This window comes from Mesorhizobium sp. M0239 (assembly GCF_040321815.1).
Lineage (GTDB): Bacteria > Pseudomonadota > Alphaproteobacteria > Rhizobiales > Rhizobiaceae > Mesorhizobium.
The window spans coordinates 82,218-92,504 of record NZ_JAMYSG010000029.1 but is presented as its reverse complement, the minus strand read 5'-3'; the positions used below and the strand labels follow the sequence as shown (position 1 = coordinate 92,504).

Below are 10,287 nucleotides of genomic sequence, written 5' to 3'. Positions count from 1 at the left end.
CCCTGCGGCAGCAGAGCCTCCACAAAACTGAACTGACCGCTCGGCTTCGTCGTCATCGCAAGATCCCCGTTTCAAAAACAGGGAATCACATCCACACAATTTTGCAACAGGCCCGCAAGGGGGGAGATTGGCAGCTTCAGCCCCTCACGCCTTCTTCGCAAAAGCCCAGACCATCAGCGGGTATTCCTCGTCGTTGCTCAAGTCCCGCCAAAGGCCGTAGGCGCGGACGGGGCCGCCGATATGGGCCCTGGCGCAGGCCTTGTTGCCCCAGCCGTGGACCTTGACGTTGGCTTCCGGAAAGCCGCCATCGACCATCAGCTGCTTGAGGCCGGCCGGGGTCCATCTGTTGTAGTCGTGCGGCCTGGCGTGAACGCGAAACAGGAAAGGTGTCGCCACCATCGCCCAGCCGCCGGGCCTCGTCATGGCGTGGATGTTTTCCACCGCCGCGTGCGGCCGGCGCACATGTTCCAGCACCTGATCGGCGATGACGATGGAATATTGCTCGTCGGTGCGATCCCTGCAGATGTCGAAGGCCGGAAAATCGACCGAGCGGTAATTGGGGCACATCGCCCGCCAGTAGCGGTTCCAGCCGGGCGAGATCTCGATCACGTCGGAAGCCTTGCGGTTGCCGGCTTCGAGAAAGAGCGTGAACGCCTCGATCTGGCGGATGCGTAGCCAGTTGCGGGAATCGTAACCGATGAGCCGTTTCACGGCGCGTTTGCTTTGGCTTTTCAGGGCGGCAAGGCTTGTCGTCACATCGACCTCCTCCAAAACCCGCCGCGAGCAAGTTCGTAGCACCGCCAAGTGGGCAAAAGATGACAAGGGAAGGCTGGCGCGAGGCACCCCCCTCTGTCCTGCCGGACATCTCCCCCGCAAGGGGGGAGATTGGATGTGCTGCCGCTTTCGCCAATTGCCGACGTTGCAGGAAACGCGCCGTCGGCAAAACTGCCGATCTCCCCCCATGCGGGGGAGATGGCCGGCAGGCCAGAGGGGGGTGCTGTCCCTCCGCATCTCCAATCAATCGGCAGCTCCGCCGCGCCAAACAAGTGAGAACATCATGACCGATTCCCGCGCCCGCAATATCCTGTCCCGCCAGTCCAAGCTCGAGAGCGAGCGCAGTCAGTATGAGACTGTGTGGGAGCAGGTGGCGGAGTTCTGCGACCCCGATGCGCCCGATATCTGGAGCGGCCGCCGAACCGGCAGCCAGGACTCGCAGGCCGAGCGGCAGGAGCGGCGCGGCGCCCGCGTCTACGCCAACACCATCAACTCGGCCGCCAACCGGCTGGCCGCCGGGCTGGAAAGCCTGATCATCCCGCAGTCGGAAAAATGGCACGGGCTGTCGACGGCGGCCATGAACGACGAGGAGACCGACGAGGAAAAGGAATGGGCGGAGGCCTTGCGCGATTTCCTGTTTGCGCTGCGCTACTCAGCCAATTCGAATTTCGTGCCGGCGACGCAGGCCTGCCTGCGCAATGTCGTGCGCTATGGCCCGGCCTATCTCTATGCCGAGGAAGGGTTCGGCGCGACGCTGATTCGCTATGCCTCGATCCCGGTGGTCGAGGGCTATCTCAGCCGCAACCGCTGGGGCCAGGTCGACATTTTCCACCGCCGCTACGAGCGCACGGCGCGGCACGCCGCACAGCTGCTCGGCTATGAAAAACTGCCGGCGCAGATCAAGGTTCTGGTCGACGATCCGGCCAAATGCGAGACGAAGATCTCGCTGATCCAGTGCATTGAGCCGCGCGACGAGCGCAAGATGTACCGGCTCGGCGGCCAATACCAATATCTCGACACGGCCTTCGCCTCCTACCACGTCATCGAGGACGAGGAGGAGATCGTGCGGGAAAGCGGTTTTCGCACCTTTCCGGTGTCGACCTTCAACTGGCGCCGCTACGAGGGCGACCCCTATGGCATTTCGCCTGCTATCGAGGCGCTGACGACCGTGCGCGAGGAAAATGCCGTGCGCCGTTCGGGCTTGCGTGCCTTGCAGCAGATCACCGATCCGGCGACCGCCTCGAAGGCCCGGCTCGACTACGTGCCGGTGCTCAATCCGGGCGAGAATTATCCGGGGCTGATCGACGACAATGGCCGGCCGCTGATCGCGCCAATCTCGACCGGGCAGAACCCGACCTATGCCTTCAACTACGCGCAGAGCCGCGCCGACGAGATCCGCGACATGATGTTCGTCAACCTGTTCCAGACACTGGTGCAGAACCCGCAGATGACGGCTACCGAGGCGCTGATCCGCCAAGAGGAAAAGGGCGCGCTGCTGGGGCCGTCCGGCTCGATCATCCAGGCCGGCTTCGCCAGCAATCTCGATCGCGAGCTCGGCATTCTGGAGGACAAGGGGCTCTATGACGAAGACAGCCGCTTCGTGCCGCCGGAGAGCCTGGCCGGCAAGGCGGTGCGGCCGACCTTTACCGGCCCGCTCGACGTGCTCAGGCGCTCGGCCGAAGCGCGCGACACCATCCAGGTGGTGACGACGGCCATGCAGATGGCGCAGTTCGATCCAGGCGTGATGGACAACATCGACAGCGACGAGGCGATCAAGATCGTGCAGAGCGCCGGCCGCAGCCCGCAGCGCATCTTCCGCCGCAAGGAGGAGGTCGACGGCCTTCGCGACGCCCGCGCCAAGGCAAGCCAGGCGCAGGCCGGCATGGCGGCGATCGCCACGGCTGGGAAGGCGGCCAAGGATGCGGTGCCGGCGGCGGTGCTGGCGCGCGACAGCGGCCTGCTCGACGGGTTGCAAGGCATGCTGGGCGGCGCCCAAGATGCGCAAAGTGGTCAAAGCGGGCAGCCCGTCGGCCCGACGGGTGGTGGCGCATGAGCCGGAAACGCTTTGCCCATGCCGGGCAGGCCGGCAGCCCTGCCAGGGCGCGGGAGGCGCTGGCCAAGGCCTATCTCCGAGTGTTTTCCGGCGAGGGCGGCGAGATGGTGCTCGCCGACCTCGCGGCGACGACCGGCTACTACCGGCGTCCGTCCTATGGCGAGTGGATGGCACGCACCAGGACGCCGAACGGCTTCGAGCTGCACAGCGCGCTCAGCAATGCGCGCGCCGAGGTGGTGCAGCACATTATGGGGTTCCTGACGCTCGATGACGCGCAGCTGGTGGCGCTGGAGAAGGCGGCACGGGCGGAGGAGCGGTAGCTGTTCGCCGACGCTGTCCCGCCGACATTCCGATCAATCGGACGCGCCCGACATAGCGGTCGCCGCGGCTCCGCGACGTGGCCGCGCTGACGACGAGCAGAGCCGACCCGCCCGGGCAGCACCGCTGCTCCAGGATTCTTCCAAAAATCGATCCGACAAAACCCGCGAACGCGACAGCCAGCGTACGACCCGGCCGTGCCGTGCTCGCCGGCGCGCCCTTTTTGTTCAAAGCCAGTTGGGCAGGAAACAGCCGATGGTCAGCATCATCCCCCTCTCCATTGCCCAGCGCCGGCTCGATACCGGCAATGCGGTGCAATACCCGCAGGGATCGCCGATCGGCGGCGCCATGCAGGGTCTTCGCGACCAGTTTTCCGCTGTCGCCGAGCGCTATCAGCAGATGAAGGAGCAACAGGAGGCGTTCGACGCCGAGCTGGAACGGCGCCGGTTCAACGGCCGGATCGCGCAGGCGGAAGATGAGGTGGCGGCGAACGCGCCGGCCGACGGCGCCGGCCTACATGAGACCATGTACGGCCAGGTCGATCCGCGCACCGGCCGGGTGGTCAAGACAGGCCTGTTCGACACGCTATTTGACGTCGCCTTGCCTGATATGCCCGAGAGCCAGCGCGCCAACTTCGCCAGGCAGAAGCAGGTAATGCGCGCGGTTGGCGCGCGGCGCATGGCGCTGCGGCAGCTCCAGCGCCGGCAGGACTATGAGTTGGCCGAGGTCGACACGGCGCTGAAGACCAGCGCCATCGCCATCGGCAAAGCCAATCCCGACGATCACGTGACCTTCGAAGCAGCCCGCCAGGAAGGGCTCGACCTGATCGACAAGATGGGGCTCGACCCAGGGATCAGACAGCAGAAGGTGAAGGATTGGTTCGGCACTGCGGCCAAGACGCGCTTCGAGGCGTTGATCGCCAAGGATCCGAAACGGGCGTTGGAGATATTTGGTGTCGGGACGCCGGCCTCCGGCAGCGAGGCCTCCGGCGACCGCCTCGGCAAGAAAACACCTGATGAAGCAGTGGCGCAGGCGTTTAAGGACCGTGCTCCGGCGCCCGATCTGATCGCGACCAAGCCGGCAGCCGACCATCTCGCCGACCTATCTCCAGATGACTTTCAGCGGCTGATCGACCAGGCACACGCCGCGACCACGGCCCAACTGATCGAGGCGCGCACCAACATCGCCCTCGCTTCGCAGAACGCTCCGGACGCAATCGCCAATACGGGCAGCTATTCCGGCAAGATGCCCAGCCCCGCTGACTTCGCGGCCGTTTATGGCGCGGAGGAGGGCGGCAATCGGTACCAGGACTTCAGCGTAAAGATGGATGTCGGCCGCCAAGCCTTTGGCATGCGGACGATGCCCATCCAGGCGATCCACGCAGCACTGCGTGATGCCGAGCCTGCGGCGGGCAGTTCCGAGGACGAGCAGACACGGTATCAGGTTACGGCTGCCGCTGCGCTCAAGACTCTGGGCATGAGGCGGGCGGACCCTGCTGGCTACGTTCGCGATGTCTTCGCCAATGTCGACGCCGCGTGGAGGGCGGCAACGAGCCCGGACGGCAACGATCCGGCCGCCTATCAAGTCGCAATTGCCCGTTCTATTGCTGCTCAAGAACAGTTGGATTTTGAGAACATCCAACCCTTGCCAAATTCATTCTCGGCCGACCCGACCAGCGCACTAGATATCCGTGAACTGCTGCACCATGCGAGCGACACGGAAGCAGGTACACTAGATGCATCAACCGATGCGTCTGAACCGAATTCGGGGAGCGGGCAACGTTCTGAGGCGTTGGAGAACCAGCAGACCGCGTCCGCAATGTATGAACAAAATGAGAACATCTATCCTTCCGTCGAGGTAGCTGGTATATCAAAGTCAGTCGCGAGGAATTTGTGTATCGACTTTTGCACCAACGCCACACTGCCCACCGGCACGTACGACGGAGCACCATTCCACTATTGTATGGCCAGGTGTATGGAAAATTACGGGCATTGAAGGACGAATTAAATGGTAGACAATCTCCGCAGAGATGATGCAGAGGCTATTGTGCAATTAATTCTTGGCACCTCTAAGGCTCTGAATGAATTCTTGCTTGATAGAAGAGATTTAAGGAGCAAAGAAGAATTCGATTTCCTCAAAAAAATCGTTGGAAGGCTGATGGGATTTCAATATTTCGAAGTGGTTGAAGTTGTTGGTAGTAAGTATAAAGACATCGTAGAAAATTTGCATGGACCGGCCTCTAAGTCAGATTTCGATTTTCCTGAGATCAATAAATTATGAAAATATATTATTATCTTGAGCCAGAGGTATCTGGTGGTTTTGGCGATAACATCATTTTGGACGCGAGTGTCCATCCCCCTCTCGTAACCCGTTTACATTATGAGTTTGATGGGTGGTTGGGGGACAGGATGGTGGCGTCATTCCCGTGCTATCTAGTCACCGAAGATGTTGCAGAGAAAATTCTCAAGAGTGAATTTTCAGGCGTAACCTTCGACAAGGTCGAGGTGACCACTTCTGAATTGTTCGAGGAAATGCAACCGGACCAGAAGCTTCCGCCCTTCGTATGGCTGAAAGTGAACGGGGATGCCGGTCGCGATGATTTCGGAATGGCGAAAGATCTCCGCCTAGTCGTTTCCGAGCGCGTGCTCGATGCCCTCAAGCCATTGGGGATCTCCAATGCCTTGATTGAGCCTTTTGAAGCGTCTTGATGGCCTCGGCCCTGGCTCTTTGGGGGGCGGTGTTGAAGCGATGGATTGCTGGCCTGAGGGCGAAATTCGCGGGAGAGACACATGAGGCGGCACGGGGGGCATCCGACCAACGGGTCGACCGGATACTTCAAAATAAGGCCGAACGTCGCTGGCGGGATCGGCGAAAACACCGTTCTCGACTCGAGCGTCCATCCGCCAATCGTGACCAAGCTTCACTATGAGGTAGAAGGCTGGTTCGGCGATGTGATCGTTGCGACATTCCCCTGTTTCCTCGTTACTGAAGAAACCCAGCGCGCACTGCAGAAGATGGGCTTTTCAGGTGCGACGTTCGCCGAGGCCGAGGTGACTACCTCGGAAGGGTGTCAAGAGGATCAACCCGGGCTGGAGCTACCACCTTTCGTCTGGCTGAAGGTAAACGGGAAGGCTGGCCGCGACGATTTCGGGATCGCAACACCCTTCCGTCTCGTCATTTCTAAACGCATTCTTGATTTGCTGGAGTCGTTGGGAATACCGTTTGCAGTGGTCGAACCCTACGAACAGTAACGGGATCGCGCTTTTTAATTGCGATGACAGTTCATTTGTCGGCTGCACCGATGTGACTGCAGCGAACGTTTGGGCTGAGAACTGGAAAATAGTGCACTGTCACCGCAATTCGGAAAAGGGTGTCGCCAAGCTGGAACACCCCTCATCCGGCCGCTGCGCGGCCACCTTCTCCCACAGGGGGGAGAAGGGAAGATCAGCGCCTCAATAATCGCCGTTGTAGTACCGGTCGTCGCAGGGTGCCGTGTAGATGCGGCCGCGGCGGTCCTGGTAGCGGCACATCTGTTCGCCGCGGCGCTGCGGCGTGGTGGAGCTGCCGACAACCGCGCCGAGCAGGGCGCCGGCACCGGCGCCGATGAGCGTGCTTTCGGTGTTGCCGCCGATGGCCTGGCCGACGAGGGCGCCGCCGGCGCCGCCGATCAGCGCGCCGGTCCCGGCCCGCTGCTGCCCCTCGGTCTGCGCGCAGCCTGCCAGTGCTGCAGTCATCAGCACGGCGGCTATGGCTTTGTGAAAGTTCATGTGCGGTCTCCCTTGAAGGCCTGAAATCCCTATGGCTCGTCCCGTGCGTTCGCATTGCGGCGGAACGGGGGCACGCGGCCTCACGATATAAGACATGGTTTCTCGGGCGTTGATGGGCCGAGGGCCGAAAACACCTCTTTCGAACAAGGCGCTAGCGCCGCTCCTTGTCAAAATGATTCAGCCTTCGATGGTTCGGCCCGGTGCCGGGGTTCACTCGGTCGGGCTTCCAGAATTTCACTCACCAATGGAGAAATGCCATGACCCGAGGTCTTCCCCGGACGCTTGTCCGCGCCGCCGCCCGCGAGGCCGGCCTTGCCCCGCCCAGGCCCGGCCTGAAAGCCGTCACCACAGGGCAGGGCGGATCGTATCGCACCGTCTTCACCTTCGCCGGCATGCAGGTGCCGGTCACCGATGCGCTGGCCTATGCTGCCCAAAAGATCTTCGACTTCATCGAGGGCAAGGTGCGCATCAAGGGCGGCACGGCAAGATTGCAGTTCGCTGTGCTCGGTACCCGCGCGGCGACCATCAACGACAATGCAGCGCTGAACTGGTCGCTCGGTTCGGCGGCGGCATCGAGCGCGACGCTGGCTGGAACCATGGTCAATGTGCTGGCGTCGACGGCCCGCACGCTCGACGGCGCCGGCGCCGCACTGTCCACGGCTTCGGTTGCCGACATCGCCGCCGCAGTGACGCTGGATGGCACCACGACGCCGGTCGATCTCCATCTCAACCTCGCGTTTGCAACCGGTTCCGATATCGACGCTGACGGGACGATTGCCGTGACCGGAACAATCACGCTGCTTTGGGAGAACTGGGGCGACGTCTAAGCGCTAATCTCCCCCCTCGAGGGGGAGATGTCGCCGAAGGCGACAGAGGGGGTCGGTTCGACTGGGCGCGACTCCCGGCGACGAATGAAGTTGGCGCTCCACGCGCGGCGACCCCCTCTGGCCTGCCGGCCATCTCCCCCTCGAGGGGGGAGATACCAAGCTTTTGCCGTCGGGTCTTTTCTAACCTCAACAAAGGAATCTCACACATGACAGATCTGGCAGACGCCGGGTCCGTGGCGGCGCGTGCGCAGCCGGCGGGCAACCCGGCACAGTCACCGGCAGGCGCGGACAACGGGTCCGCCGCGCCTGCCGCCAAAAGTTGGCTTGACGGTCTTTCCGAAGGCAACCGCAAGCTCGCTGAAACCAAGGGCTGGACCAAGCCTGAAAGCCTCGATCGGGTTTTCACATCCTATGCGGAGCTGGAGCGGCAGCAGGGTGAGAGCCTGCGCGTTCCCGCCCCGGACGCATCGCGGGAAGACTGGGACCGGTTTCATGCCCGGCTGCCCGAGGCCATGCGTCCGGTCACCTCGTCCGAGAAGGTCGAATACATCAGGCCGGAAGGACTGCCGGAAAACTTCGCCTATTCGGACGAACTCGCCAACGCATCCAAGGCCTGGGCGGTCGAGGCGGGTGCTTCGCCGAAGACCGCGCAGGCCTATCATGACAAGTTCGTCGGCTACATGGCCGAGCAGGCCGCGCGTCAGGAAACCGCGCTCGCCCGCTCGGTCGAAGCCACCCATGACGACCTTGTCAGGGACTGGGGACCGACCGACAGCGACGGCTTTCGCCAGAAGCTGGAGGTCGCCAACCGGGCGATGAAAAAGCTCGGCCTGGTCGACGCCTACAAGGCGAAGGGCATCCTTCTGCCCAACGGGGCGCTGACCGATCCGCAGATCGCCAGGGCGTTCCAGGCGATCGGCGAGGCGATGTTCCGCGAAGACACGATCGACGGCGGTGCTGGTCGGAGCGGAGCCAATCCGTTCAAGCGCAACGCCGCCGGCGAACGCAACCTGACTGATATCTCAGCCCTCGTCAAAAGCGACCCCGCCCGCGCCCGACGGCTGGCTCGCGAGGCCGGGGAGAACCCCGACCGCTGGATGCCCAACAACCCGCGCTGACGATCGATCAGCCGCACTGAAACGCCCCTCATCCGGCCGCTTCGCGTCCACCTTCTCCTCGTCAGGGAGAAGAGGCGCGCCGACGTCGCAAGTCTCCTCTCCCCCGGAGAGGTCAGCCGAGCGAAGCAGAGGCTGGGTGAGGGGGCACCCGCCGCCAACCCAAACCTGAAGGAAGAGAAAAATGGCAGATGCCTACACCCGTATCGCGGACGCGATCGTTCCGTCCGTCTATGCGCAATATGCTTTCGAGGAACATGTGCAGTCGCTCGAGATCTACCAGGCCGGAATCCTGTTTTCCGACCCGGCCATCTCGTCAAAGCTGTCGATGGGCGGCCGCTCCGTCGACATGCCCGGCTGGAAGGACCTCGGCAACGATCCGTCCGAACCGGTCAATGACGATCCGGCTGATTCCATCGAGATGAAGAAGATCGGCTCGCGCCGCGAGGTCGCCGCCCGCAATGTCCGCGCCCAGGCGTGGGGCGTTCCGGACCTGACCTCGATCCTAGCCGGCGACGATCCGCAGAAGCTGATCGTCAAGCGGCAGACCGAGTACTGGCAGCGCGCCAACAAGCTGACCCTGCTCGGCATCCTGAAAGGCGTCGTCGCTGACAACGTCGCCAATGACGGCGGCGACCTGGTGCGCACCACCGGCGCCTCCATCGTCGACACCGACATCATCGAGGCCGCCTATCTGATGGGCGACCGCGCGGACAAGTTCAAGACGATCTGGATGCACTCCAAGCAGATGAAGGCGCTGAAGCTCGCCGACCTCATCGACTATGTGCCGTCTTCCGAGCAGGGCGGACCGCTGATCCCCTATTATATGGGTCTGCGGGCCGTGGTCGACGACGATATCCCGGTCACGGCGGGCGTCTACACCGCCTTCATGTTCAAGGACAAGGCGATCCTGTGGAACGAGCTGCCGGTCAACACCGAGGGCGGCCCGCTGGAGTTCGACCGCAAGCCGCGCCAGGGCCATGGCGGCGGCATCACCGAAATGGTCGGCCGCCGGCATTTTGTGCCGCATGTGCCCGGCACCCGCTTCCTCGACGCCTCCTCGGCCGGCGAATTCGCCACCGATGCGGAACTGGCGCTGGCTGCGAACTGGGACCGCACCGCGTCGAGCGTCAAGAACATGACGTTCATCGCGCTGAAGACGACCGAGGCCTGATAGGACCGAGGCGGGGGGCGGGGGCGATGCGCTCCCGCTTCTTTTCTAAACTTGGCGCCGACCATGTTCCGATCCTGGCGTGACAAACAGAGCCGGAATCCGTCGCCGGCACAGGATTGGCCCGCCGAATCAATGCGTGGGCAACACGCTCGTTGGCGGCCTCTCCAAAATCCGGATCCGACGAAGGCATCGGCCTCGAGCGCCATTGCCGGCCGTGCCGCAGCGGCCGGGTGATTTTCGGCCGTTCAGCCCTCAGTGC

Annotated in this window: 11 protein-coding genes; 9 read left to right on the top strand and 2 right to left on the bottom strand. The window is 62.9% G+C overall.

Going from position 1 to position 10,287, the window contains the following annotated elements:
- Nucleotides 1-144: 144 nt before the first annotated feature.
- Nucleotides 145-756: a class I SAM-dependent methyltransferase gene (locus tag NKI99_RS26455; RefSeq protein WP_352441231.1), complete on the bottom strand. Its 612-nt coding sequence runs from the start codon at nt 754-756 to the stop codon at nt 145-147.
- A 301-nt stretch (nt 757-1,057) separates the two neighbouring features.
- Here NKI99_RS26455 and NKI99_RS26450 point away from each other — a divergent pair, with 301 nt between their 5' ends.
- The 6 genes from NKI99_RS26450 (at nt 1,058) to NKI99_RS26425 (ending at nt 6,396) form a co-directional block, all read left to right on the top strand.
- A complete protein-coding gene (locus NKI99_RS26450) occupies nt 1,058-2,827 on the top strand; it encodes a portal protein (RefSeq protein WP_352612669.1) in 1,770 nt (589 codons plus the stop codon).
- The gene (locus NKI99_RS26445; protein WP_352612667.1) at nt 2,824-3,147 is read left to right on the top strand and encodes a Bbp19 family protein; all 324 of its coding nucleotides are present in this window, start codon (nt 2,824-2,826) and stop codon (nt 3,145-3,147) included. Before NKI99_RS26450 ends, NKI99_RS26445 begins: the two co-directional genes overlap by 4 nt.
- Nucleotides 3,148-3,400: 253 nt before the next feature.
- The gene (locus NKI99_RS26440; protein WP_352441228.1) at nt 3,401-5,140 is read left to right on the top strand and encodes a hypothetical protein; all 1,740 of its coding nucleotides are present in this window, start codon (nt 3,401-3,403) and stop codon (nt 5,138-5,140) included.
- A 12-nt stretch (nt 5,141-5,152) separates the two neighbouring features.
- A complete protein-coding gene (locus NKI99_RS26435) occupies nt 5,153-5,425 on the top strand; it encodes a hypothetical protein (protein WP_352441227.1) in 273 nt (90 codons plus the stop codon).
- Nucleotides 5,422-5,853, top strand: a complete 432-nt coding sequence (locus tag NKI99_RS26430) for a hypothetical protein (RefSeq protein WP_352441226.1) — start codon at nt 5,422-5,424, stop codon at nt 5,851-5,853. Before NKI99_RS26435 ends, NKI99_RS26430 begins: the two co-directional genes overlap by 4 nt.
- An 81-nt stretch (nt 5,854-5,934) precedes the next feature.
- Entirely contained in the window at nt 5,935-6,396 is a 462-nt protein-coding gene (locus tag NKI99_RS26425) for a hypothetical protein (protein ID WP_352612664.1), read from the top strand.
- Between the two features lie 201 nt (nt 6,397-6,597).
- Here the strand turns inward: NKI99_RS26425 and NKI99_RS26420 are convergent, their stop codons facing one another.
- Nucleotides 6,598-6,912: a YMGG-like glycine zipper-containing protein gene (locus NKI99_RS26420; protein WP_027040217.1), complete on the bottom strand. Its 315-nt coding sequence runs from the start codon at nt 6,910-6,912 to the stop codon at nt 6,598-6,600.
- A gap of 257 nt (nt 6,913-7,169) precedes the next feature.
- Between NKI99_RS26420 and NKI99_RS26415 the strand changes: the two genes are divergently transcribed.
- From NKI99_RS26415 to NKI99_RS26405, 3 genes are all read left to right on the top strand, one after another.
- The gene (locus NKI99_RS26415) at nt 7,170-7,739 is read left to right on the top strand and encodes a hypothetical protein (RefSeq protein WP_352441224.1); all 570 of its coding nucleotides are present in this window, start codon (nt 7,170-7,172) and stop codon (nt 7,737-7,739) included.
- 206 nt (nt 7,740-7,945) lie between these two features.
- Nucleotides 7,946-8,857, top strand: a complete 912-nt coding sequence (locus tag NKI99_RS26410) for a hypothetical protein (protein ID WP_352612662.1) — start codon at nt 7,946-7,948, stop codon at nt 8,855-8,857.
- A gap of 181 nt (nt 8,858-9,038) precedes the next feature.
- The gene (locus tag NKI99_RS26405; protein ID WP_352554723.1) at nt 9,039-10,028 is read left to right on the top strand and encodes a Coat protein; all 990 of its coding nucleotides are present in this window, start codon (nt 9,039-9,041) and stop codon (nt 10,026-10,028) included.
- Nucleotides 10,029-10,287: the final 259 nt, after the last annotated feature.

Bases quoted from the DNA above. Each gene is read 5' to 3' on its own strand.
- NKI99_RS26440 (WP_352441228.1), top strand. From the start codon at position 3,401: ATGGTCAGCATCATCCCCCTCTCCATTGCCCAGCGCCGGCTCGATACC.
- NKI99_RS26410 (WP_352612662.1), top strand. From the start codon at position 7,946: ATGACAGATCTGGCAGACGCCGGGTCCGTGGCGGCGCGTGCGCAGCCG.
- NKI99_RS26435 (WP_352441227.1), top strand. From the start codon at position 5,153: ATGGTAGACAATCTCCGCAGAGATGATGCAGAGGCTATTGTGCAATTA.
- NKI99_RS26420 (WP_027040217.1), bottom strand. From the start codon at position 6,912: ATGAACTTTCACAAAGCCATAGCCGCCGTGCTGATGACTGCAGCACTG.
- NKI99_RS26450 (WP_352612669.1), top strand. From the start codon at position 1,058: ATGACCGATTCCCGCGCCCGCAATATCCTGTCCCGCCAGTCCAAGCTC.
- NKI99_RS26415 (WP_352441224.1), top strand. From the start codon at position 7,170: ATGACCCGAGGTCTTCCCCGGACGCTTGTCCGCGCCGCCGCCCGCGAG.
- NKI99_RS26445 (WP_352612667.1), top strand. From the start codon at position 2,824: ATGAGCCGGAAACGCTTTGCCCATGCCGGGCAGGCCGGCAGCCCTGCC.
- NKI99_RS26425 (WP_352612664.1), top strand. From the start codon at position 5,935: ATGAGGCGGCACGGGGGGCATCCGACCAACGGGTCGACCGGATACTTC.
- NKI99_RS26430 (WP_352441226.1), top strand. From the start codon at position 5,422: ATGAAAATATATTATTATCTTGAGCCAGAGGTATCTGGTGGTTTTGGC.
- NKI99_RS26405 (WP_352554723.1), top strand. From the start codon at position 9,039: ATGGCAGATGCCTACACCCGTATCGCGGACGCGATCGTTCCGTCCGTC.